General features: G+C 62.3%; 13 protein-coding genes and 1 pseudogene. 10 read left to right on the forward strand and 4 right to left on the reverse strand.

Going from position 1 to position 25765, the window contains the following annotated elements:
* Positions 1-93 precede the first annotated feature (93 nt).
* Genes ACU5AY_RS06420 through ACU5AY_RS06430 form a run of 3 tightly spaced genes read left to right on the forward strand, consistent with a single transcriptional unit; the run spans position 94 to position 2229 of the window.
* The gene (locus tag ACU5AY_RS06420) at positions 94-1002 is read left to right on the forward strand and encodes an ATP-binding cassette domain-containing protein (protein ID WP_446828442.1); all 909 of its coding nucleotides are present in this window, start codon (positions 94-96) and stop codon (positions 1000-1002) included.
* Positions 995-1813, forward strand: coding sequence for a zinc ABC transporter permease subunit ZnuB (znuB, locus tag ACU5AY_RS06425; RefSeq protein WP_446828443.1), 819 nt, complete (start codon positions 995-997; stop codon positions 1811-1813). The genes ACU5AY_RS06420 and znuB overlap by 8 nt, the downstream gene beginning before the upstream one ends.
* A gap of 5 nt (positions 1814-1818) precedes the next feature.
* On the forward strand, positions 1819-2229 hold the full coding sequence (locus ACU5AY_RS06430) for a Fur family transcriptional regulator (RefSeq protein WP_446828958.1): 411 nt from the start codon (positions 1819-1821) through the stop codon (positions 2227-2229).
* Between the two features lie 173 nt (positions 2230-2402).
* Here the strand turns inward: ACU5AY_RS06430 and ACU5AY_RS06435 are convergent, their stop codons facing one another.
* Positions 2403-2933: a gamma carbonic anhydrase family protein gene (locus tag ACU5AY_RS06435; RefSeq protein ID WP_446828444.1), complete on the reverse strand. Its 531-nt coding sequence runs from the start codon at positions 2931-2933 to the stop codon at positions 2403-2405.
* A gap of 597 nt (positions 2934-3530) precedes the next feature.
* Complete coding sequence (locus tag ACU5AY_RS06440) at positions 3531-6410, reverse strand: trypsin-like peptidase domain-containing protein (RefSeq protein ID WP_446828445.1); 2880 nt, start codon at positions 6408-6410, stop codon at positions 3531-3533.
* A 133-nt stretch (positions 6411-6543) separates the two neighbouring features.
* Here ACU5AY_RS06440 and ACU5AY_RS06445 point away from each other — a divergent pair, with 133 nt between their 5' ends.
* Genes ACU5AY_RS06445 through ACU5AY_RS06460 form a run of 4 tightly spaced genes read left to right on the forward strand, consistent with a single transcriptional unit; the run spans position 6544 to position 17055 of the window.
* Complete coding sequence (locus ACU5AY_RS06445; protein WP_446828446.1) at positions 6544-13770, forward strand: hypothetical protein; 7227 nt, start codon at positions 6544-6546, stop codon at positions 13768-13770.
* Positions 13767-15533, forward strand: a complete 1767-nt coding sequence (locus tag ACU5AY_RS06450) for a hypothetical protein (RefSeq protein WP_446828447.1) — start codon at positions 13767-13769, stop codon at positions 15531-15533. The genes ACU5AY_RS06445 and ACU5AY_RS06450 overlap by 4 nt, the downstream gene beginning before the upstream one ends.
* Entirely contained in the window at positions 15530-16132 is a 603-nt protein-coding gene (locus tag ACU5AY_RS06455; RefSeq protein ID WP_446828448.1) for an SCO family protein, read from the forward strand. Before ACU5AY_RS06450 ends, ACU5AY_RS06455 begins: the two co-directional genes overlap by 4 nt.
* Positions 16120-17055: a hypothetical protein gene (locus ACU5AY_RS06460; RefSeq protein ID WP_446828449.1), complete on the forward strand. Its 936-nt coding sequence runs from the start codon at positions 16120-16122 to the stop codon at positions 17053-17055. The genes ACU5AY_RS06455 and ACU5AY_RS06460 overlap by 13 nt, the downstream gene beginning before the upstream one ends.
* 123 nt (positions 17056-17178) lie before the next feature.
* Here ACU5AY_RS06460 and ACU5AY_RS06465 read toward each other — a convergent pair.
* A pseudogene (locus tag ACU5AY_RS06465) lies at positions 17179-17469 on the reverse strand (IS3 family transposase); the annotation flags it as partial.
* 139 nt (positions 17470-17608) lie between these two features.
* Here ACU5AY_RS06465 and dusA point away from each other — a divergent pair.
* Positions 17609-18604, forward strand: coding sequence for a tRNA dihydrouridine(20/20a) synthase DusA (gene dusA, locus ACU5AY_RS06470; protein ID WP_446828450.1), 996 nt, complete (start codon positions 17609-17611; stop codon positions 18602-18604).
* Between the two features lie 82 nt (positions 18605-18686).
* On the opposite strand, the gene ACU5AY_RS06475 is transcribed toward dusA, so the two are convergent.
* Complete coding sequence (locus ACU5AY_RS06475) at positions 18687-24056, reverse strand: apolipoprotein A-IV repeat region-like domain-containing protein (protein ID WP_446828451.1); 5370 nt, start codon at positions 24054-24056, stop codon at positions 18687-18689.
* A 477-nt stretch (positions 24057-24533) separates the two neighbouring features.
* Here ACU5AY_RS06475 and ACU5AY_RS06480 point away from each other — a divergent pair, with 477 nt between their 5' ends.
* The gene (locus ACU5AY_RS06480; protein ID WP_446828452.1) at positions 24534-24902 is read left to right on the forward strand and encodes an Hpt domain-containing protein; all 369 of its coding nucleotides are present in this window, start codon (positions 24534-24536) and stop codon (positions 24900-24902) included.
* Between the two features lie 288 nt (positions 24903-25190).
* Positions 25191-25511 (forward strand): 2Fe-2S iron-sulfur cluster-binding protein, encoded by a 321-nt coding sequence (locus ACU5AY_RS06485; RefSeq protein ID WP_446823906.1) that lies wholly within the window; start codon positions 25191-25193, stop codon positions 25509-25511.
* The last annotated feature ends 254 nt before the right edge of the window (positions 25512-25765 follow it).

Below are 25765 nucleotides of genomic sequence, written 5' to 3' on the forward strand. Positions count from 1 at the left end.
GAGGCTCCTTGATGAATATGTTATAAAGTTACATATCTTGTGTAATGCTATAACGTATGCGATATGAGCCTGCAAGATTGAATGAGAGCGAATATGCTGAAAAAAATGAAAGGCGATGGCGGGCCGCTTGTCTCGCTCGACAATGCCGGCGTCAGCCGCAACGGCCGCTGGCTGGTGCGCGGCGTCGAGTTCAGTGTCGCGCCGGGTGAAATCGTCACGCTCATCGGACCGAACGGCTCCGGCAAGTCGACGAGCGCCAAAATGGCGATCGGGGTGATGAAGCCGGACGAGGGCAGGGTGACGCGCCGGGCGGGCCTGAAGGTTGGCTACGTGCCGCAGAAGCTCGCCATCGACTGGACGCTGCCCTTGAGCGTGCGCCGGCTGATGACGCTCACCGGGCCGCTGCCGGCCGCTGACATCGATGAGGCGATGAAGGCGACCGGTATCGACCATATGGCCGATGCGGCCGTGCAGGGGCTCTCCGGCGGCGAATTCCAGCGGGCGCTGATTGCCCGCGCGATCGCCCGCAAGCCCGACCTCCTGGTGCTCGACGAACCGGTGCAGGGCGTCGACTATTCCGGCGAGATCGCCATCTATGATCTGATCCGCGAGATCCGCAACCAGACCGGCTGCGGCATCCTGATGATCTCGCACGATCTGCACATCGTCATGGCGGCGACCGATACGGTCATCTGCCTCAACGGCCATGTCTGCTGCCGCGGCACGCCGCAGAGCGTCAGCCAGAGCGCCGAATATGCGAGCCTGTTCGGCATGCGCGGGGCGCAGACGCTGGCGGTCTATTCCCACGAGCACGACCACACGCACCTGCCGGACGGGCGCGTGCGCCATGCCGACGGCAGCGTGACCGAACACTGCCATCCGGACGACGGCCATCATCACGATCACGATCATGCTCATGACCACGCCGGCCATGCGGATGGTGATGGCCACAGCCACGATCATGATGGCCACAATCACGGAGAGGGCGCTCGCCATGCTTGACGATTTCTTCGTTCGCGCGCTGATCGCCGGCATTGCCGTGGCGCTGATGGCCGGGCCGCTCGGCTGCTTCATCGTCTGGCGGCGGATGGCCTATTTCGGCGACACGATGGCGCATTCGGCGCTGCTCGGCGTTGCGCTGCATCTGATGTTCCAGCTCAACATGGTGGCGGCGGTCTTCGCGGTTGCCGTCGCGATCTCCGTCATCCTCATCCTGCTGCAACGCCGGCAGGCGCTGTCGGCGGATGCGCTGCTCGGCATCCTGTCACATGCGACGCTGGCGATCGGCCTCGTGCTCGTCGCCTTCATGACCTGGGTGCGCATCGATCTTCTCGCCTATCTGTTCGGCGACATCCTGGCCGTCAACAAGAGCGACATCGCCATGGTCTGGGGCGGCGGAGCTATCGTCATCGGCTGCATCGTGGCGCTGTGGCGGCCGCTGCTGGCGGCAACCGTCAATGCGGAACTGGCCGAAGCCGAAGGACTGAAGCCGGAACGGGCGCGCTTCCTGTTCATGGTGCTGATGGCGCTCGTCATTGCCATCGCCATGAAGATCGTCGGCATCATGCTGATCACCTCGCTGCTGATCATTCCGGCCGCGACGGCGCGGCGCTTTTCCGCTACGCCCGAGATGATGGCGGTCATGGCCTCGATCATCGGCGTGCTGGCAGTCACCGGCGGCCTTTACGGCTCGCTGACCTATGACACGCCGTCCGGCCCGTCGATTGTCGTCGCGGCGCTGATCCTCTTCCTCTTGTCACTGCTGCCGGTCTCACGCAAACTGTCCCGCAGCCGCTCCGGAGCACGACCATGAACGAGATGATCAAGCTGACGAAGAACCAGGAACTGGTGCTGGGTGCGCTATCCGATACGGATGGCGCGCTGTCGGCCTACCAGATCCTCGACCTTCTTCGCGATGACGGCTTTCGCGCGCCGCTGCAGGTCTACCGGGCGCTGGAGAAACTGACCGAATCGGGGCTGGTGCATCGGCTCGAAAGCATCAACGCCTTCATCGCCTGCGCCCATCGCCACAAGGACTGCTGCGGTGGTCATGGCGCCGGCATCGCCGCCTTCGCCATCTGTGAGAAGTGCGGCCATGTCAGCGAGTTTCACGACCACGGCCTTGAGGATCGCCTGACGGCACTGACGCAGGCGAAAAAGTTTGTACCGACCAAGACGACGGTGGAAATCCGCGGCCTGTGCGAGGCCTGCGCGGCGGCAGCGGCCTGATCCTCGTTTTCTGATTTGACCTCACCCTGACCCTCTCCCCGCACGCGGGGAGAGGGAACATGACCGGCTTTCGGTGATGCAAGGGGCCAGCGTCTCGCGTCCTTCTCCCCGCACGCGGGGAGAAGGTGCCGGCAGGCGGATGAGGGGCGCTTCTGCGGATGCGTCCTTCCCGATCAATCCAGACGCCGCAGGTCCTTTGCAAACCGCTGCCAGTTGGCGACGTAGTGTGCGGCAGACTTCTTCAAGCCTTTGACAGCGTCCGCGTCCAGCGTGCGGACCACCCGTGCCGGGCTGCCGACGATCAGGGAATTGTCCGGGAACTCCTTGCCTTCGGTCACCAGCGCGTTGGCGCCGACGATGCAGTTGTTGCCGATTCTGGCCCGGTTGAGGATGGTGGCGCCCATGCCGACCAGCGAATTGTCGCCGATGATGCAGCCGTGGACGATGGCACGGTGACCGATCGTGCAGCCTTCGCCGATCGTCGCCGGCGCGCCGGGATCGGAATGGATCACCACGCCGTCCTGGATATTGGTGCGCGCGCCGATCGTCATCGGCTCGTTGTCGCCGCGAAGGACCGCTCCAAACCAGATGCCGACGTCTTCACCGAGGATGACATTGCCGATGACCTGCGCATCAGGAGCGATCCAGTATTTGCCGTCTTCCGGCGTTTTCGGCTGAGTGTTTGCGAGCGCGTAAAGCGGCATGCGATTCCTCCGGCTGCTTTTTCTGTTTATGCGTCGCGGATGCTAGCATCAAAGCGGACAGCGATGAAAACTGGTTTTTTGCCCCGACATGCGCTATCTGGCCGGCCAAAGGATGAACGAATGTACGCTGAAACCCTGAAAACCGGCCACAAGATCTTCGCCGTTGCGCCGATGATCGATTGGACGGACAATGGAGAAAATACTATAAAATCAATATGTTGAGACTTTTGATTTTTAAGTGTTGTACTTTTGGTTGTATTTTCCTCGCCATCCTTGGATGGATATGGACTGCGAATGGCATCCAATAACGTCTACAGCGTTTTGCATATGCCGTGTTTTGGCGATTGGGCTTTCATGCGAACAGTCACAGACGGTCAGGGATCCGTATTTGGCGCAACTGCGGAGGCATTCACCAAACAAGAAACGATGTTGTTATCTGCCGCGCGCCGGAAGGGGAATCCGTTGTAATCCGTGGAATTCGGGCGTTGTCTGGCAAGCGCAGATCCACGGCTTCTTGACTGTTCCAGCAAGTGAACCGGCGTATTGCAACAAGGCCGATTTCCGTGGAAAGCGGTTATCTCAAGGGTTTGAAGTGGGTCAGAACGACACCCAGTCGGACAGTCTTTTCTTATCGCTCACCATCTTCATCATATCGTTCAAGGTGTCCCGATCGGTCAGTAACTCCGCCATGGTTGCTGGCTGCCGAGAGCGGCCGTCCTCTATTCGCGAGGCGTCTTCGATATAACCGGTGAAGGATGCGATCAGATCTGTCCATTCGCCGCTATAGCCATCGAGAACCGAACCGCGGACACGATCGGGGCCCAGGCATGCAATCATCATTTTCGGCTCGAAAGCATCCGGGTCGGGCCGCCACGCTTCGGGCGATGCGATATCGCTGCCGCGTCGGGCAACGGGAGCGAACAGGCTGACCGATATCGGATTAATGAAGCACTCGTTCATTTCGTTCATCACCCAGGCGGAACTGTTCTTGCCCATGCAGGCATGAGCGGCAAGAACACCGATACCGAATGCCACGACGTGCACGTGTCTCGGCTTCTTCTCTACGTCTGCCGGTGGAAAGATCGATTCGACGCCGAAATTTGCCAAGACCGACCAGAGCGCATTGCCCTTAGCCGCCGAATCCTCAATGCCATCCAGAAACGCTTTGACCAACGACGTAGTGACGCGGCCTGCGCGGCGCTCCAGATAGGCCGTGATGTCATCCGGCGCTCCCGATCGAAGTGCGGAGGCGAACTGCGCTTCATCAACCATTCGCGCTGTAAGAGAACGAATCTCGTCGGCGCCGAAAAGAATGTTCATCGGGTAAATTCTGGCCGCCTTGAAACGTGGAATGAGGGCGGCTGAAAGCCGCGCGGCGCTCTCGGGGCCAAGGGCGGGGTCATGAAAGATGAAGGCCAGTGCTTTGTAGTGCTTTTCGCGATCGAGCCAGCTTTTTGGCGTCGCGAGGTGCAGCGCCGTTTCCCTGAGGGACCGCAATCCGACGCCTATGCGACCATCCTCAACCAAACCGAGACGCTCGGCATGGGCGATGTGACCGATAATCGCCAAGCGGCGCGGGTCGGGCAAGGCGGCAATGGGATTGGGCATCTCACTGCGTTGTGGTTTCTTGTGTTGTTGGTAGGCGCGAAGGGGCAGGTTATGGGCAGTCGGAGCGGGCGGGGCTATCTGCAAAACCCACGCATCCATGACTGTGTCGGCCCAGTCGGCGTAGGACCAGTGTGCGACGCCCGGCAGCTCGGCACCGGTCTCGGGATGTTGCCAGCATCCCCATCCTGCGCCCCAGGAGTTCTGCACCAGGAAGCCGGTTTCGTCGTATCCAACCAGCACGAAGGCGTGAGGCGCGCGGCGATCGCGCCGGTGCGGAATAATTCCCTTCTTAGGTGAGTGCCAGCCGCTGTGTGTCCACGCCGAAACCACCACGGCGCCGGCCTCCTGTATGGCCATCTGGAAATCGGGCAGGCTCGGTCGGAGACGGTAATAGGCCCCGAGCGTGTTTTGTCGAGCCTCCTTCGCGCGGTTGACGGAGAGAAACCAGTCGCGCGCGTCGTCATCCTCGGCAGCGAATGAAACTCCGCTGTGATAAAGGCCCTTGATCGCGCCGCGCAACGAGGTGCCTTCAGGCAGGTCGTCCACGAACTCGTCATAAAGCCTGCCCATCTCATAGATCATTCGAGCGCTTACCCGCTCTTCGCGACCCTGGGCGGCGAGGCCGCGATCGATAGTTGTGGCGATGGCGCATCCACAGCAGTCGGCCAGCAGCCATTGTTCGCGGAGGCTTGCGGGGTCCATTGGGGCCGGCAGGCAATTCGGCTTCGCCACGCATAGCGCGGGCTGGTAGTACCGGTCGCGAATGTCGTGGCGGTCGGCGACGGTGCGGGGCGAATTGGCATAGGCTCCGGGTGCGGATGATGGCAGGTCGTTCGGTCCGCCGGGCACCGCTTCGAACATCTCGTCCGCATTGGTGTGCATGTCGATGGCCCTGCCTACTTCTACAGAAGGCCGTGGGGTCTCCGGCGGTATTGTTGCAAAATCCGTCACAGCGTCTTCCTGCACGTCCGGGTCGAAGCGGTCGCGCAGCGCAGGATCGCTAAGCGCTCCAGGCAGGTAGACCAGTGTATTCGAACTTGTGCCCGTGTCTCCTTGATAATGCAGACCGATCAAGCCGCCCGTAGTTGCGTCGATGACGGGAGATCCTGAACTCCCGGGCAGGGTGGTCGCGTCGTGCCTGGCAGTCTTCGAGATCGGGCCTGGCGGTTCCGAAACCGCTTTCAGCCGGCCTGGTGAGGCTCGCTTGATCCCGGTCTTCACCTCGTCTCCGACACCGAACACCGCCTCGAACTTGCTTTGACCGGATGCGGAAGGCGGCGTGACCGGGTAGCCAACTACGCAAATCGGCGCGTTGGTCGTGGCTGTGCCGGTCAGTGCTGCCGCTAGAGGTATTGGCAGCCGGCTCGAAGGCTTCTTGAGTCTCAGCAGGGCGATGTCCAGCGATGAATGGATGAACTCGAATGCCTCTATCCCGATCGTTTCTCGGGCAAACTCATCTGTTGCCTCGAACTCCACCTCGAGATCACGCAGGGCGCTCAGATTTGCCGGTTCAACTTCGGGGGACGGGCCGGCCGAAATGCCGGCTCCCTCCTGAAGGATTACCCGGGCTACGTGTCGGGCGGTTGCGACAAGCAGCGGATTGGCGCCAACCCTGACGCAGGTTGCCAGGACTTGTTCGGGCGCGGCGCTGATATGGATCTTTCCGGTTGCGGCGGCGGCACGTTGGATGTGTGGCTTCATGATGTCGAACTCCTGGGTGAAACCCGGAGGAGGTGAGGCATTGTCCGGCAATCCGTCATTAATCAAGATAAAAGCTGGCCGGTATTTGTGGATGATGGATCCGACACGGCCTGTAAACCGGCTGGATCGATCGCCACAGAGTTCTTGATACAAGAAAAAATTCCGCATAACGATTCATTCCATCGCACAATCGGAGTGCAAAATCGATTTGTCTGTATTAACATATTTCTTGTGAATATTGAATTCATAGAATACTATCTTGGGATATCGTTTTTCTGATCTAAAAAAGGGAGGCGTTAATATGTTCAAGTTCTTTCTTGGATGTGTAGCCTTATGTTTTCAAACCTTTTTTATGTCGGTCTGCTTCGCGTTCTCGGCAGATGAGCCAAGAGATTTTGAAGTTGCGTGCGCTGAAGTGAAGAAGCCCGCCTCAGGCCGGGTCGTCTGCGCCGATCTGGTCGCGATTGAGCAAGTTCTCGTTTACAACCGCTTCGGCTCCTTCAATCCGTTCGGCACGATCTTCGCGCTGCGCAGAGACGTGGTGCCAGCTTTGCCTGGCCAGGCGAAAGTCGATGCCGAGTATTGCGACAGCCTGCTTGGAACTGAGGCTCCTGAAGGCGATCTGTCGCCTGGGGCCGTGCGATTGAAAGACTGCAAGCGGCCCCGTCCGGTGACCTTGAGGGTCAATGTGGGCGACACCCTTGTGCTGCAGGTCGAGAACCTGCTGAGGGGTCCCGAGGCTCCGGACTTCTCGAAGGACTTTTGCGGCGATACCACTCTGGCTGATGAGGGGCAACGCCGGGTCAGGGTCGGCGTTCGGATAAGCGGAGTGGAAGAGCCCGGCGAGCGCAACGACCTACTTGTCCGTCACGGTGAGGCCGATTGCCGCGAGAAAGCGCAGGATGGCGCGCAAGTCGCCGAGCCCGGTGCGCCGGACTGGCCGAGTACCCGCCTGGTCAACCTCGTCGCACAAGGCCTGCATCCTCTGGTCGACCCGGAGACGGGTAAGGTCCCGGGCGCCTGTCGCGGTCTCGACGCCGTTGCGCCGGGCGAGAGCTTTACCTGCCGCTATAGCGTCGATCAGGAAGGCACCTATTTCTTCGCCTCGATGGCCGCGCCGGCAGGCGGCGAAGGCGACGGGGGCTCAATCGTGCACGGGCTCTTCGGGGCCGTTGTAGCCGAACGGCAGGGCTCGCGCTGGTATCGCAGCCAGGTCAGCCGAGCGGCGCTGGATGCGGCCTGGTCGCGTTCTGAGCAAGCGGTCGCGACGGTCTGTAAGGACGGTAGCGCGGGCGGGCTAGGGCAGGCTGCCGGTGGCGACCATGTCCGGCTGGGACAGTTGTCGTACGAGGCCACGGACCCCTGCAACGACGACGCTCCGATCCTGAATATGGCCCGGACCATCGGGAGATCACAAGCCGACTTCGATGCCGCGAGCCATCTGGAGATCGTGCACACCGATCTTAACGCGATAATATGGTGCAACGATGCGCTGCCCCAGGACCGGCAGGACTGCCGCGCGCCGAACGATTCAGCCATACCCACGACGGAGCCGGGTTATAAGGCGTTTCGGGAATTCTCGGTCTTTTTCCATGACGAGTTGAAGACCTTCTATACGCGCAATTTTCACGAATTGGGCCAGCTCGGCCAACTCGCCGGGGTAAAGGACGGCTTTGCCATCAACTATGGCGCCTCGGGAATGGGTTCGCTGCTCCTGGCCAATCGGAAGGGCATCGGACCCTCGGCGGATTGCATGGAATGTCTTTACGAGGAGTTCTTCCTAACATCCTGGGCCAATGGCGACCCGGCGCTGCTGGAATGGTATGCCGACGACCCGTCTAATGTGCATCACAGCTACCTCAACGACCCGGTGGTTTTCCGCAACTTCCACGCCGGCCCGAAGGAGACCCATGTCTTTCACCTGCATGCGCATCAGTGGTTCGCCGGCAACGACCCGAACCGCGGCAGCTATCTGGACAGCCAGACAGTCGGCCCGCAGCAGGGCTTCACCTACAACATCTACCATGGTGGGTTGCGTGGGGAAAACGGGGACGGCAAGGGCTGGTGGGATACCCAGGGTTCGGGCAATCGCAATCGTACGGTGGGAGATTCGATTTTCCACTGTCACCTCTATCCGCATTTCGCCCAGGGCATGTGGGCGCTCTGGCGGGTGCATGACGTGTTCGAGGACGGCACACGGAAACTGCCCGACGGGCAGGCCGACGCCGGGCTTTCTATCGACTTTGCTCCGCGTGAGAATGACGACCCGGTGATGAAGCGCGCGGGCAGTGTAAATGCTGCCACCGGGGCCTGGCAGGATGCCGGCGGGACGCCGGTGCCGGCGCTGGTGCCGCTGCCGGGCGAACCGCTGCCGCTGCTGCCCTCCTACGGGGAAGGCGGCGAAGTGGCCGCGGCGGACCCCGAGGTGGCGCCAATGCCGGGCTACCCATTCTATATCGGCGGCAAACCTGGTCATCGCCCGCCACAAGCCCCACTCGACATCGCCCGCAACTTCGGCCCCAACCCGGACTTCGACAAAAAACCTGACGAGCAGATTGGCGATGGCCCCGACTCGCGCATGCCGGTCGTTGACGATGTCTGGCTCGCGGCCGGGCTGAACCGTCACGTGGTGGGCGACCGCTCGGTGCGCGTGACCGGCGAGAAATCGCCGAAAGTGCTCGACGACGGTACGCCGGTAAAGAGCCTCACCGGCGAGCGCAAGTCGCGCTTCTATGCGCAGGCGGTCGCCAAGGCTTTCGCCCTCGGCGATCTCAGCGGACACCTCGAGAAGGCTGAAATCGAGCCGCTGAGCCCGTGGGGAACGTTGCTGGAACGGGCGGCGATGGGTTTTCACTTCGACGGGCGGCTTTCGGTCGATGGTCAATCGAGCGCCACGCCGCTAAAACTGGAGGCCATCGATGGTTCCCTGATTGACGGGCAGGCCCAGCGTGGCACCTATGCGACGGCAAGGGCGCCGCGCCCTGACAGCGACCAGCCCGGCTTTGACGGCGGTTTCTACGTCAATGGCAGTGCGCCAAAGCCCGGCGCACCTTTCGCCGACCCCTGCGGGACGGCAATGGCCCACGAACGCGTGCCGCCCAAGGCGGATCCGTTCGGACGGGGTTGGCTGGAAGCCGAAGATTTCCTGCACGATCCCAAGCTCAAAGGTTACCGTCGTTACGAGGTTTCGGCGGTGCAGCTCGACATGATCGTCAACTCCGCCGGATGGCACGACCCGCAGGCGCGAATCAACGTGCTGACGGCCGAGTCCGATGACTACAAGGACGGTGAGAAGGACTGGCGCATCTCGCCGGTGATCTCCGACAGCGAGGAGCCGTTCTTCTTCCGCGCGCTTTCCGGAGAATGTATCGAATTCCGCCACACCAACGAGTTGCCCAAAAAACTGGAACTCGACGACTTTCAAGTGAAGACGCCGACCGACACGATCGGCCAGCATATCCACCTGGTGAAGTTCGACGTCACCGCGTCCGACGGTTCTGGCAATGGCTGGAACTACGAGGACGGAACCTTCGCCCCTGACGAGATCGCCGGCCGCCTCTGCGCTTGGGCCGAGGGGAATGAAGCCGTTCGAGAAAATCTCACCGCCGTCGCGCAGCGCATCCGTGATGTGATCGCTAAGGAAAAACTCGACCTAGAGCCGCCGACGGATTTCTGCACCTGGAACGTGACCGAAGCCCACAACCTCTGGCGGCTCGAGCGCAACCGCTTCCCGTTCCTGTTTCAGACCACCACCCAGCGCTGGTTCGCCGACCCGATCCTCTCGGCCGACGACGACGGCGAGGTGGACCGGACCATGCGCACCGTCTTCACCCATGATCACTTCGGCCCCTCCTCAATCCAGCAGCATGGTTTCTACTCCGCGCTGGTCGTGGAGCCACCCGCGCGTCTGGAGGGGGAAGTGGACGGTGAACCGTTGGTTCTCGCCTCCGATGCAAGCAGCTGGTATCCGCGAATCCAGCCCCCCGGCGAGGATGGAGAGGAGGGCAGGCCTCTGCCCGATCCTGTTCGTGAAGCCTCCGTTGCCTGGGGCGGCAAGGCGTGGGAGGGCGCGCGCAAGCGGGTCGTCACCCAGCCCAATGGCAAGGCGGCGGCGAAAGACCCGACCTATTTCCAGCATCCGAACTATCGCGAATTCATGCTTTCGATCGCCGATTTCGCCCTGCTCTATGACCCGCGCGATCGTGAGTCGCCCCGTCTTGACAAGATAGAGGCGCAATCCGATGAGATTGCCGGGGGGCTGGAGGGCATGGAAAAACTTTACTGCGAAGCCTTCTGGCGCAATTCCCCGGCCTTGCTCGAAACGGTCTGCGGCACGGTGCCGGAGCGCGATACCGGCACCACCAGCTATTATTTTCCAAACGATCCGCCGCCGGCCTTCTTCGCCGCGGGCGCATATCGGGACGACGTGCACCGCACCCTCTATGCGGGTGACCTGTTCGAGGGCACCCATCTGCAGACCGACGCGCCCGAAGTGGTCGAGCTTGGCGAGCATCTCACGCGCTATCGTCAGAAGGCTGCCGGAACCTGGCGCCCTGAGCTTGGAACGGAGCAGAATCGTGGGATGGCAAAGCCGGTGGCCGGGCCGCTGAGGCCGGAGTCCATATCGGTCGACCATCACGACCCATATCTCGTCAACTACCGAGGCGCGCCTATCCCTCTTAGGATCGGAACAAAGAACAAAGACGGCAGCCTTTCCAACGACTGCGCGCCCAGGCAGATGAACCGTCCCGGAGAGAACGGGCCGAGCGAAGTTGTGTCTTCGCTGGAGGCCGGGAGTTTCGGGCAATGTTCTGTTGCCTATCAGCGCAGCGACGATGAAGGCGGCGACATCGGCATGGCTTTTTCTTCGCGTCTGCATGGTGACCCCGAAACCCCCGTGCTCGAAGCCTTCGAAGGTGAGCGGCTGGTGTTACGCATGATACAGGGCGCGCAGGAAGTGCAGCACATGTTCGGCATCGCCGGGCAGCCGCTACGCCGCAATATTGACCAACACTGGATGCGCGGCGCTCAGCCGCTCGGTCATTCGGCCGCATGGGACGGTGCGCCGACGCTGCAGGCTGCCTGTTTGGAGCGTGAGGTGATCCGCCTGAGCGATCCTCGCGACTATGCCAAGTGGCGCGATACCGCACCCGACCGCTGGGCAGAAGTGGGATTGGACGAGGATTGGTGGAAAGTCTACGAAAACGCGCTGGAGACCTGCGACAATATCGAGGGTTTCACCTACGCCCAGGAAATCGGCATCTCGGAGCATTTTGAAATGCAAGGCTCCCTACGGTCGGATGTAAACCTCAGTATTGAGGTCGCCCCGCCGATGCCACAGCCCGGTCCGGAACTCCCCTTCGATGAAGTGCCGAGAGATTCCTCGGATTACTTCTACAGCTATGGCGCCGCCGACGCGCTCTGGAACGGGGCTTGGGGACTGGTGCGGATATTCAAGAACGAAGACGCGCTCGACCCCAGGACCGTTGACTACGCACCTGGCGGAACCGGCAACGCGAACGGCGACAAAATCGGGCTGCGTTTGTCCAAAGTTCCGACTTTCCGCGAAGGCGGCGAGGAATTTCGAGCCAAAGACAAATTCGCCTCGCGCAACGGTCTCGCCTGCCCGGTGCCCAAGGCGGATGATCCCCAGCGCGTGGTCGATGCCGTGGTGGCCGCAGTTGAAATGCGCCGTGTCTTTCCAGCACAGCCGGGCACCGTTTACGGCGAGCATCTCTACGATCCTGACGGTCTCTTTCTCGCGCTTGTCGCTCCGGGTGCATTGGGACTGGCAGGCATCGAGGACACGGGCTTCTCCGATCTCGAAGCGGATCAGGTGATCGCGGCGATCCGGATGGCCTATCCCGTGCAACCCGAACCCTTCGTGCTGCGCGTCGCGGCCGGAGACTGCCTGCGGATCCGGGTGTTGAACCTGCTGGGAGAGAGCGGCGGTATGCGCGATCTGCTGGGCGACGCGATCATGCCCAGGATCGTGCCGCTCAACACGGATCCCACGCCCTCTGTCGAGGAACGCCCGGTCGCAGAAGGCTCCTCCACGCTGCAGACGGTCGGGTTGCTCGACCGGCCGGCGGGCCCGGCCGGCGGCGTGCGGCCTTCGGCGCGGCTTGCGCTGAACTTCGGCCTGCCAGGCCTGGACCTTATCCGAGACACGCCCCATGGCTTCGGCTACAACGCCGATGCTCTTGCCGGCGGCAACGGGGGAGTTACAGCCTCCGAGGTATTGGTGGCCTATGCCGGGCGGGTCCGCCTCGACCTTCCAAAGGAGGACGGGATTAACCGTCTGATTGCCCGCAAGCTTTATGAGCAACTCCTCGGGCCGGATTATCTGTTGGACGGAACGCTGCTGGGTTGGCTCAGCGACAAGATGCGAGAGATCAAGGCCGAAAACCTCGACGGCGCTAAGCTGGACTCGGCGATCAGAAATACTCTCAATGTCGTTGACGCAAACGAAGCCGACAGCCTTGGCAGCATTCTTGGAAAGCCCAAAACCATTGAACTCCGGGCATCCGTCTCCGAGAGTGTGAGCGCATCCTTTAGCGCCGCTGTGACCTTCTCGCCCTGCGGACAGGATCCGTGCCTCGACGACCCGGACGAACTGAATACGGTCCTGCGCGAACTGATGCGCTTGGCGATCCGCCAGGCACTCGATGAAAGCACCCATTGGATTCCCTACGCATTTGGCCCCGCCCCGGTTCGGCCACTGGCGGATCCGGTGGGGCAGGTGCCGCATGGTCTGTTCGGGGTGGTTGACGTGGTGCCGACCAATTGGCGCCCGCTGGGTGATGACGGATTGCGGTGTGATCCTGTTCGGCCCGATGGCTTCAGGCGTTGCACGGCGACCTACGTGGCGCAGACGGGTGACGGGCAGCCGATGCTCTGGGCCGCCGAGAACAAAGACGGCGGAGACGTCCGCCTGCGGGAATTCGTACTCTTCTGGCGTGACGGAATGAACCTTTGGGACGACGCCAATGCGCCCATATGGCGCTGGAGCGACGATGATGAAACGGTGGTCGGCGGAAACATGGTGCCCGACTGCATCGTGTGCGACGACAGCTATGACCGAGGGGAGGCGGGCGTGTCTCACACTGCACCGAGCTTCTCTCGTGTTCTGGCCGCCATTCCGCCGCATGACGATCTCGGCTCTGATAACAAGATCCTGCGTAGCGACGATCTGAACGCCTTCCACTTCCCCGCCGACTATCTCGTTCAGGCGCCGGGCAAATTGGAACTCAAGGCGGAGGATGGCGAGCAGATTGTCATCCGTGTGATCCACCCCGGCGGGCGGGCGCGGCAGCGGGCCTTCGCGATGAACGGCTACAGTTATGACGACCTCTTCCCCGGCTTCGGCTTCCCGCGCTCAGCGCTGCTTGGGCCGGGCAAGGCGGTCACGGCCTGGCTACGACCCTCCGCTGACACCAATACAGGAACCGTCGTCTGGCATGACGGCCCTACCTTCCTCAGGGCCTCGGGCACATGGGGGCTTCTCTCGGTGGGGCCGGTAAAATGAACCACGCCGCCATCCTGCTTGCCGTCTGGCTCGGGCTCGGCGGTACCGCGATGGCCCAGGAAGGCGCGGAGTTGAAGCCACCCCATTCGGCACGGGTCGCCTTCGAGCCGCTGGAAGGGAAAACGGGCAAGATCGCGCCCGGCGCGGCGTTCCGCATCTCCGTCGATGTGATCAACTCAGCCGGCGCCGACGCGCCGGCCGGGCTGACGCTTTTCGGGTGGCTGCGTCGCACTGACCCCTCCAATCTGCCATGCGGCGAAGCCGCCGAGTCTTTTTTTCGTACGGGCCACTTGCCGGTTGGTGCGGTGTTCCTCAACGACCCGCTGGTTGCGATGCTGACCGAAGATGACGCGCTGCACCTCGTCGATCCTGACTTCTCTCTTGCAAGCGCCAACATTCTCGGTGCCGTGCGGTTTGGCTCGAGACCCGGTGGCATCACAGCCGACCCGGACCGCCGCCGCCTGCTGGTAACATTGCCGGAGGAGGGCAGGGTGGTCGCAGTCGATACCGCCGCGCGCCAGTCCGAGCTGGCCACGGGCCTCACCCGGCCCGAAACGGCATTGCCCGTAGCGGATGGTGGAGCGATCGTGCTCGATGACGGGCGTCTTCGCCGTGTACCCAAGGGGCCGGTGCCCGATTTTGCGGCGCGCACGCTGTTGCCGGTGCCGGGCTTCCCCGAGGCGCTCGCCATCGGCCTTGACACGCTGACCCTGTTCGACCGCTCCAAAGGCAGGGTGCTGATGAACTGGGACATCCGCGCCGCCGCCGCTGTACCGCTTTACGGCCCCGAGGGCGCCTTCGGTCTCGCCGCGCTCTCGGCGCGCGATCTTCTTATCCGCTACCTCGACGCTCCCGACGCCGCGCCGCTGCGCATCGAACTCGTCGGTCCGGCCCGGGCAATAGTGCAATCCCGCGACGGGCGCTTCCTCTTCGCGTATGATCCGCGCGGAGGACCGGTTTCGATAATCGACCTGGCTCTTACGCGGCTGGTGCAGAGCACCCGCGCTGCCGACACTGCGGTGTCGGAGATCGTGTCGGGCAATAGCGCCGCCTACCTCATGCTGGCGGACCAGAGCCGCATCGGCGTGCTCGACCTGGTGTCGCTGGCGCGCTCTGGCCAGGCAGAGTTTCGCGAAGTGCCGCTAGGCGCCGCGCGCGCTGTGCCGATCGCCACTGCGGGCTACCTCGCCTCGCTTTGGCCCGACAGCGGTGTGATCGCGATGCACCAGGAGAGTCGGCAGGGCTACCGGCTGCAGGACTTTGCGGCCATGGGCAATGCTCCGGCGATGTCGGCCATACCGCTGCGGGGCGGGGTGCCGCGCGCAATCCATGTGCTCGATCGCAGCTTTCGTGAGGGGCCGAGAGGCAGTTTTCGAACAGTTACCGCCCTTCCTGGCCCGGGACGCTGGGAACTGGTTGCCACCACCGGCATCGGCCAGCTCTCGTTCTGTGCCGAGGTGCCAGTGGCCGAACCGGGCGATCCCGCGCCGGAAGTGGGCCGCCTGCTGGCGGTTCCGGCCGGGGAATCAGGCGCAATTCAGATTCGTGCTGTCAATGGCGTGGGCCGTCCGCTTAAGCTTCGCGGCGTGATCACCTTCGCCGCGTTCTCCGGCGCCTGGCGTGATCATGCACCGCTGGAAACCGATGATGCAGGCCTGAGCCTCGCGATTTACGAGTTGCCGCCGGGCGATCCAGTGGTGCTGACCCTGGAGACCGACAATATCTCGCGTTTCGACCCACTTTTGATGGAGATTGAGAAATGACTTGGAACCCCGGCCTGTCTGCGCTTTGCCTTATCGCTGCCCTAACGGCCTATCCGGCGGACGCGCACGATGGCTCTCAAGGGCATCATTCTGTGCAGGACGTAATTTTCGCTGAGGAAGAGCTCGCATTGCCAAATTTGCCGGTTACTGACCGCAGCGGCGGCAGGGGCGGGTTTCGCGACAAGGTTGGCACTGATCACAGTATTATCATGAGCTTCAGCTACACGGAGTGCGAGAGCCTCTGCAATATGACCAACGCCTATTTGGCGGTGGTCGACGATTACCTGTCAAAAACGTCCGATGATGACGTGCGGATTGTAACAGTTGCCATCGATGCTGTGCGTGACACACCGGAATCGTTGAACGCGGAGGCCGAAGCATTCAACGCGAGCGCAAAGTGGCTCTGGCTCACCGGCGGCGAGAAAGGGACGCGCCCGCTTCTTGAAACCCTGCGCTTTCCGCCCGGTGCACTGGAAGACCACGATCCGATTTTTCTCGTGGGCCGGCCTTGCCGCGGATTGTTCACCCGTATCGTCGGTATCCCTGATCCCGACAGGCTGTTCGAACTGGCCCGGAGCCAGCCTGCATGCGCCGACTGATTGCGTCACTCCTCATTTACTTGCTGCCAGCACAGACTTACGGCGAGGACAATTCGGGCCGTGACCTTTATATCCATGGCCGCGGTGCGGCCGTGCTCATCGCCGGCGGTATTGTCGAGGTGCCGGCAACGCAATTTGCCTGCGCCGGGTGTCACGGAGAGGATGCTCTCGGCGGTCGTGAAGGGGCGACGGAGTTTCCTGCGCTGATCGACGGGCTCAATCCACGATTTGACCGTGCCGCTTTTGGCGCGCTCCTCCGAAGCGGGATTGGGGCGGACGGGCGAACGCTTTCCAGTTCCATGCCACGCTACAGCGTCGACCCTCTCGTCGTCGATTCGCTCTATGAATATCTTTCCGCGCTTGCGGCGGCAGGCCGGGTTGGCGTGGAACCCGGTTCGCTCCTGATCGCCGCGCCGTCCGATGCATCGCTGCGCCCTTTGTTTGCAGAGGCTCTCGACAGGGCAAATCGTGACGGAGGCGCATGGGGCCGCCTGTTTCAAATCGTCGAAGCCCCCGCAGAAGCCTTGGTCGCTGGAGACGAGGTACTTGGCAAGATTAATCAGAAACTCGTCAGGGAACTGGCTCTGCTCACCGTTCGGGAATTGGAGCGACGCGGTGTTACTGACATCGCTGTCGGAAGCGAAGATGAGGAGTTTGTTTCGGCGCTGCGGCAAATGGGAATACAACTGGAACCGAATGCCGTATGGCAAGTCGATCGTGAGCCATTCGGGGTAACGATTACAGAGCGCGACAAGTTGGCCGGGGCTGGTCGCACGGAACTTGTCCGTGGAATTCATGCTGATCCGTCGGTATTGGCAAAAAACGCAGTGGACGAAATATTACTCGCTGCGATTGCGTGCGGACGCGGTGTGACCCGGCGTTGCGTTTTGGAACGGCTGGGAACGGCTTACTGGGCGCGCTGAAAGCAAAACATCGGTCGATGCGAGTGGACCGCTCTGGGCTTGCCGGAGGCCTGGTGAGGTAAGGCGCGCGGGTGTGTCTGCGGTATCGGGAGTTGCGCAGAACGTCGTTGGGCTGCTGCCGGTTTATCGGATAGGAGATTGATCTAATGTGGCTTTATCTTCAAATTCGACAGGGCTCAAATTGCCCAGTGTCGAGTGCCTTCTCCTAGGGTTGCAGAAGCGCTCGGTACAATCGAAAAGGTCCGCCCTTGCTTGCCGTCCCCTCGGTGTTGAGCGACGAGAAGAAGTTTTCCAAGGCTGCAATGTCCCACACTTTGCCCGACCGTATCATCGGCAGGTGATGGCGTGATCGGCCATCAGTCGCTGGAGCTGCTCACTCGGGTAGTCGTTGTCTTTATCGCTGTGATGGAGCAGCTGTCGGGCCAAAGCAGAAAGTGGTATCGACCGACATCGGACGCTACAATTCGACGAACTGTGTTATGCAAGTCAGATAGCAAATTCGTCGGTAATGTCAGTTTGTCCAATCTCACGATGATCTGAAAACAATATCGAAATGATTGAAAAACATAATATATTTGCCGTTGCGCCGATGATCGATTGGACTGACCGTCACTGCCGGTTCCTGCACCGGCTGGTGTCGCGTCATGCGCTGCTTTACACCGAGATGGTGGTGGCGGATGCGGTGCTGCATGGTGATCGCGAGAGGCTGCTCAGGTTCGACGAATGCGAACATCCGGTGGCGCTGCAGCTTGGCGGTTCGGATGCCGGCAAGCTCGCCGAGGCGACGCGGATCGGCAGCGACTATGGCTATGACGAGATCAATCTCAATGTCGGCTGTCCGTCCGACCGGGTGCAGTCGGGGACCTTCGGCGCCTGCCTGATGAAGGAACCAGAGACGGTTGCCGCCGGCGTGCGGGCGATGAAGGCGGCGACCGGCCTGCCGGTGACGGTCAAGTGCCGGATCGGCGTCGACGACCAGGATCCCGAAGTCGTCCTGCCGGATTTTCTCGAGCGCGTGATCGAAGCCGGTGCCTCCGCCGTCTGGATCCATGCCCGCAAGGCCTGGTTGCAGGGTCTGAGCCCCAAGGAAAACCGAGATATTCCGCCGCTCGACTATGATCTCGTATACCGGATGAAGCAGCGCTATCCCGACGTCTTCATCGGCATCAATGGCGGCATCCTCTCGCTCGACGAGGCGGAGGCGCATCTTGAGCACATGGACGGCGTGATGCTGGGCCGCGCAGTCTATCATCATGCGGCGATGCTTGCGGATGTCGATCACCGCTTCTACGGCACCGAAGCGCGCGAAGCGGACTGGACCTTGGTGCGCGACCGGATGATGGCCTATGCGGAAGAGCATATCGGCAGGGGCGGTCGGGTGTCCCACATCACCCGCCACATGGTCGGACTGTTCCAGGGCGTTCCGGGCGCGCGGCGCTACCGGCAGATCCTGTCGACCGACGCCACCAGGCCGGGTGCCGGTCCGGAAGTGATCGCCAATGCCTTTGCCGCGCTCGATCTTGCGCCGGCGGATGCCGTCAGCGCCTGAAGCGTTTCTCCGTTTCGATGAACCCAAATGAAAACGGCGCGTCTTTCGACGCGCCGTTTCGCATTCTGGCCTGTCTGCCGGATCAGCCGAAGCGGCCGGCGGCGTGAGCGAGCATCGTGTAGACCTTGCCGGTGTCGGAGGTCAGGTAGCTCTGCGTGATCGACTTGTCCGGATCGCTGCGGGCAACGTCGCCGAGCAGCTTCTCGAAATCGCCGATGTAGCGGTCGACGGCCTTGCGGAATTCCGGCTCGGTCTCGTACTTGCGCTTGATGTTGTCGAAGGTCTGCTGGCCCTTCAGCGTGTAGAGCCGGCGGGTGAAGACGTCCTGCTCGCCGCGCTGGTAGCGGCGCCACAGCTCGACCGAGGCGTCATGATCGATGGCGCGGGCGATATCGACCGACAGCGAGTTCAGCGATTCGACGACATGCTGCGGGTTGCGCTTGTCGCCGGCCGGACGGGCCGGGGCTTCGGCGGCGGTCGGACGGGCCGGCTGCTGCTGGGCCGGAGCCTGTGCGTCACGCGAGGCGCCGCGCAGGAGGTCGGAGATCCAGCCACCCTGCTGGCCCTGGGCTGCGGCGGGCCCCGGTGCCGGGGTCTGCGCCGGTGTCGGCATGCGCGCCGTTGCCGGTGCTTCTGCCGTCAGGGTGCCGCGCAGGGTCGCCGCGGTGCGGTCGATCTGCGGTGCGGCCGCGACGGCCGGAGCCGGCGCGGGGGCAGCCTGCGGTGCTGCTGCTGTTGCATAGGCACGCGGCTTCGGCTGGCTGACGGTCGGGCCGGAGACTTCCATCTGCTGGCCCGAGCGGCCGACGAGCGAGGCGATGTCCTGCAGCGCGCGGATCTGCTCGGAAACGGCGCGGCGCATGGCGGCAGCGCTTTCCTTGGCTTCTTCCGGCAGGTCGAAGGCGCCACGCTTGAGTTCGCCACGGGTGATGTCGAGCTCGTTGCGGATTTCCTGCGCAGAGCGACGGATGTCGTCGGTGGCGCCGGCGAAGCGGGATGCGGCTTCTTCGACGGCCTCGCGCATGGTCTCGCGCAGCCGGTTTGCTGTGTCGGCGGACTTGCGGTCGGCGTCGTCGAGCATCGAGCCGATGCCGGTCAGCGATTCCTGCACGCCGCCACGCAGGCGGTTGGCAAAGCCGCTCGCCATGTCTTCCGCGCCGGCAAAGGCGTTTTCGATCATGGAGGCGAGACCCTGCATGTTGCGTTCGATCTCTTCGGAGCGCTGAACCAGGCCGGTGGACAGGCTGCGCAGGGCTTCCTGGCGTTCTTCCAGCGTGTTGGCGAGGTTCGACTGGGCGGCACCGAGAAGCTCGGAGGCGCGGCCGAGAACCTTGGAGTGGTCATCGAAGCGGCCGACGATCTCGCCGATCTGGGTGAGCGTGTCGCCGGACAGCTGCGCCAGCTTGTCGACCTTGCCTTCGAGCAGGCGGGTCGAGGCGGAGACCATGTCGGTGGCGCGAGCGGCCGTCTCGGTGAAGCGGTTGGACACGCCGTCGAGATGTTCGCTGGAGGACAGGAACTCGGCGCTGGCGCGCTGCATGCTGTCGACGACGCCCGAATTGCTCTGGTCGATGCGGTCGACGAGGGCGTCGACGCTTTCGCGCAGGCTGCCTTCCAGTTCGTTGATCGCCTGGGCGGTGCTGTTCGAACGGGAAGATATCGCCTCGATGAGAGCGGCGTTTTCGCTGCGCAGGCGGTCGGCGCTCATCTGTGCGGCCGACGAGATCTGTTCCGCCGCGGTCTGGCCGATCGTCGCATATTCGTCGACGACCGGGCGGGCCTTCTCGTCGATGATGCGGGCAAGCTCGGTGGAGTGCTCGGACAGCAGCGAGTTCAGTTCGCGGCTGCGCTCGTCGATCGAGGAGCGGATTGCCGCGCCGCGGGCTTCGAGCGCCTTGTCGACGTCGGCCAGCGAGGCGTCGATCGTGCGGGCATTCTCTTCGAGGCTCGTGCGGATGCGGTTGGAGCGCTCTTCGAGGGCGCGGTTGACGTTGGAGAGCGTCGAGGACAGTTCCTCGGTGCTCGACAGCAGGCTGGAGCGGATCGAATGGCTGCGATCCTCAAGCGACTGCTCGGCGTCGACCAGCGTCTGGCTGATGCTGGCGATGTGGCCGGTGACGACCGTTTCGGCCTCGGCGACCTTGCCGATGATCGAGTTGCCGGCCTCGGCGAAGGTCTGGGCGACAGCGGCTGCCTGGGCGGACAGGCGGTTCTGCGAGTCCGCGACGTTTTCCAGGATCTGGCGGCTGCGGGCCTCGACGTTCTCGGCAAATGCCTCGCTGCGGCCGTGGACCGTTTCGGAGAACTCGGCGCCGGTCGACGAGAGCAGGGCGGCGGTGCGCTCCGCTTCGCTGCCGATCGACTGCGTGGTGTCGAGCACCGTGCGACGCAGGTCTTCCGACAGCGCCAGGGTCTTGGCGTCGATCGTTTCGGCGGCTTCCTGCAGGTTCGACCGCAGGACATTGTTGAGGTGCTGTGTCTTGGCGTCGATCGTGTCCGCGGTTTCCTGAAGGTTGGTCCGCAAGACATTGTTCAGATCGCCGGTCTTCTGGTCGATGGTCTCCGTTGCTTCCTGCAGGTTGGCGCGCAGGACATCGTTCAGATGGCTGGTCTTCTGATCGATCGTTTCCGAGGTTTCCTGAAGGTTGGAACGTACGACGTTGTTGAGACGCGTTGTCTTGTCGTCAAACGTGGCGGCGACTTCGATCAGGCTCGAGCGCAGGGTTTCGGCAAGGGCGGCTGTGCGCTCGTCCATGGCCTGGGTCGTCTCGATGACGGACGAACGCAGCGTGTTGGCGAGACCGGCGGCCTTGCCGTCGATCATCTGATGGACGCTGTTGAGCCCCATTTCGAGCGCGCGGTCCATGGTGCTCAGGCGTTCGTCGATCTTCGACGCGCCGTCTTCCAGGTGGCCGGCAACGCTTGCGACGCTCTGCTCGATGCGGTTCTCGAGGGAGCCGAACCGGGTGCCGACTTCCGCTACCGACTGCTCGACGCGGGTCGCTGCCTTGTCCGCGCTCTGGTCGATGAACTTCGCGGCGCTGTCGATACGGGTGTCGATGGCCTTGACGGTGCTGTTGAGCTGTTCGTCGAAGTCCTTGTTGGCGCTGTGGAGGGTTTCGCGCAGCGAAGCCTCGTGGTCGCCGAGCGTGATGTGCAGGGCGGAATTGCCGTCCTTGAGCGCGACAGAGATCGCCTCGCTGCGGTCCTGCAGGGTCGCTTCGATGCGGTCATGTGCGCTCTCGAGCGAATGGTCGAGATGGGAGAGGCCGCTGTTGAGGCTGCCTTCCATGCGCGACAGGTTGTTGGCGAGCGACTGTTCGATGTGTTCGGACGAGGAGCCGAGAACGGTCTCGATGCGGTCGGTGGATGCGCCGATGGTCGTTTCGATCCGCTTGGAGCCGGAGGCGAGCATGTCGGAGACGTTTTCGCCGTAAGCGGAAAGCGACTTGTCGAGGCGGTCCTGGCCATCCGAGTAGGCGCTGCGGATGCCGTCGGCCTTTTCGGCGAAGCTTGAGGAAATGCGCGTTTCCGCCTCGTTGACGGTTTCCAGGAGCGTGCTGGTCTGGACTTCCAGCGACAGGTCGATGTTCTGCTGACCGTCGGCAAGCGCCTGTGCGATTGCGCTGGTGCGGCTCTCCATCGACCGCGACAGCTGGGCTGCTGCTTCGTCGATCGTTTCGCCGATCACGTGCGCCTTGCTCGTCAAGGTTTCGCCAAGGCGTGCATGGCGGTCGTCGAAGCGCTTGAGCAGCGAGTCGCTGCGGTCGGACAGGATCTCCTCGATGCGCTGCTGCGAGCCGGAGAGGACGGATGCGAGCTCCTCGGTGCGGTTTTCCATCGCGGTGTCGAGCGCGGCGGCACTGTTCTCCATGGCCGCTGCGGCGCGGCTGGAGGTGCTTTCGATCGTGCGGGTGATGTTATCCGTCTGACTCTGCATGGCGGCGTCGAACAGCGACTGGCCGTTCTGCAGGGCGGACGAGAGGGCGGCCGACTGGTCGGAGAAGGACTGCGTCAGTTCCGACATGCGGTCGTCGAAGATGGTGGCGAGCTGGCTGATGGTGCCCTGCAGACGGCCCTCGATCATGCCCGAGCGGATGTCGAAGTCGGTGAAGGCGTCTTCGGCGCTGGCCTGCAGGTTCTGGCGGAAGCTCTGCGACTTGTCTTCGAGCTGGGTGTTGAGGCTGTTGAGAACGCTCTCCAACGTGCCGGAAATCGTGCGGCCGCCATCGGTCAGCGTGTCGTTGATTTCCTTGGTACGGGCCATCAGCGATTCATTGAACTGCTGGGCGCGTTCCATCAGGGCGGCGTTCAGCTTCTCGGTGTTGGCGTCGAGCGTCGAGGCGCGGGTCTCGAACTGGGTCAGCAGTTCCGATCCGCGCGTGGAGAGCTTCTCCGCGAGCGAATCCAGGCGGTTGTCGAACTCGTTGGTGAGCGCGTAGCCGGAGTTGTTGATGACGTCGAGCAGCGCGTCGGCGCGCTCGGAGAGCAGCGAACCGATGTCCTGCGTGATCGCGTCGGACTTTTCCATGAGCGTGGCGACGCGGGTGTCGATCAGCGAGGCGAAAGCTTCGCCGGAGGTTGCCAGACGGACCGAGATTTCCTCGGTTGCCAGCGACAGGTCTTCCTTGAGCTGCTCGTGGGAATGAACGATCGACGAGCGGATGCGTTCGGCGTGGTTGACGATCGCTTCGCGCTCGGAGCCGAGCTCGTGGACGAGGCCGCGTACGCGCATCTCATTGTCCGAGAAGGAGCGTTCCAGTGCGGAGACTTCGGAATGAACCATGGATTCCAGCTCGGTGGCGCGGGCGATCGTGCGCTCGATGCTTTCGTTCATGGCGGAAACTTCGCGGCGTACGGCCTGGCCGACGGTCATGATGCGGTCGGCGGACGAGGTTTCCGGTTCGGCGAGGCGGATGGCGATCTCGGCCATCGAACGCGCCGTGTTGCGCAGATCCTGGGCGCGCGCCATCATCAGCGCAAACGCGAAGAACATGATGACGGGAATGACGGTGATCAGCACGATGGCGATCGCGCCGGGCAGGGCCATGAAGCCGGCGGCGGAACCGACCTTCCACATGTCCGAACCATAGACCAGCTGTGCGAGGCCGACGCAGGCGACGACCCAGACGAGCGAAACGATGACGGCATTCAGAATTGCCGAACCTGCCGCCGTTCCTTCCAGCGAGCGCATGATGGCCGCCGGGTTGCGGCGGCTGCGGTCGTTAGCGGGTGCAAGCGACGGGGACTTGGGTTGGGTCGCGGCACGGCGTGGCGCCTCGGCGGCCGGGGCCGGCGAAGGTTGCGGCCGCGGCTGGGCGCGCTGCGCTGTCGACTTGTTGCCCGCGGCGGCTACCGCGTCGTCTTCGTCATCGAAATCGATCTTCAAGGCGTCATCGAGAGCCTTGAACGCTGCATCATCAAGGGAGCCGCTGGATTTCTTGTTCGCCATTCGATTACGCCTCACTCCAAATCGGTCGGCATCATGCACCGGCCAGGCATCTCTGTACTTTCACATTCCGTCCGGCGGCTGATGCGGCCGGACCCCATATGGAAGTGACAAAAGAGAAGCTTCTGCTTCATATGTCACAGCCGTCAAGCAACATTCTGGCACCGATATGACCGAAGCTCGTGTTTCCCAAGCTTTTTTCACTGGTCGGTGCGGCGTGCCAATCCGGTTGATCCAAACAGTATCGTACTGACACATTCATATCGAAGACACAATCAACCCCCCGGTCGCGCGGCAGGGTCACTGCTGGTCGTTAACACTTTATAAACAATCCTTAAGCCCAAAAACACTAGGAAATACGGGCACTCACACTTTGTTAACCATATCGCCAAAAACATTGTCCCGAATTCAGCCAGTTCAGCTTTAAGCCACATATTCGGCGCCACACTCGATCATCCAAACAGGAGACGAGGTTAAGTCATGGCGGCATACAATATCGCCTTCGCGGCACCGGACAACGCTGCGGGCGCCCTTTCATCCAAGGCGCGGCCGGTCGATATGGTCCACCTTTCCCGGCAGACCATGGGCGACAAGGCCCTTGAAATAGACGTGCTGAGGGCATTTGCCCGGCAGGTCCGGATCTACATGACCGAGTTGTCCGGCCCGGAGCCTGAGAAGACCTCGGCAACGGCCCATCGGCTGAAAGGATCGGCGGCATCGATCGGCGCGTTCCAACTCGCTGAGGCGGCCGGTCTTCTGGAGGCCAAGCCCACCGATCCGGCGCAGCTTGCCGCCGTCAGCGCCGCCGTCATCGACGTTCACAATTTCATATTGGCACTCGACCGCTGACCGTCCCCGCGGTGCACGTGCCGAATTGGTGCTGATTGCCGCGTTGGTGTCACCGATTTCCGACCCTCGTGCTCCGGCGGCCGCTTTTGCGCGACCAGCCATAATTCTGGTTAATGAAGTGTTGTATCGCGCCTTGCCGGCCGGGATCTCGGCGACAAAGGAGAGGGGCCGCTGGGTCCGATGCGGGCCCTGAGATTGCCGTCGCCAATGGTTGACTGACTGGTGTTTTTGTCGGAAGAAACCGTTCGGATAATAACATCCTCCCAATTTCGTCGGACAAGGGTAGCAATGACCAAACTGACTATTGTCGCTTTCGACGGCAGCCGGGTCGATCTCGACGTGGCAGACGGCTCGACCGTCATGGAAAACGCCGTTCGCAATTCCGTTCAGGGCATCGAGGCAGAATGTGGCGGCGCCTGTGCCTGTGCCACCTGTCATGTCTATGTGGACGACGCCTGGACCGACAAGGTCGGACCGCCGGAGCCCATGGAAGAAGACATGCTGGATTTCGCCTACGATGTGCGCCCGACGTCCAGGCTTTCCTGTCAGATCAAGATGACGCCGGATCTCGACGGCCTCATCGTCTATACTCCGGAAAAGCAGGCCTGATCAGCAGACGCTGGCAAAAAAAAGCCTCGCTCTGTTGTGGGAGCGAGGCAAGTCGGGCACGTCGCCAGTCAGGCGAGGGAGGAAACACCTGCGGCATAGGACGCGCCAGGAGAACATTGAAAACTCTTGTGAATTTCTGCCTTTGTTGATTTGATTTCTAAACGAACCCGCTGGCAATATCCATCGCCAGATTTGACCAGTTATTCACAGTATTGTCCGCAAGTTTCAGATAAGTTTTAACTTGAAACTAGAAG

The sequence above is a fragment of the Rhizobium sp. PAMB 3174 genome (assembly GCF_052908375.1).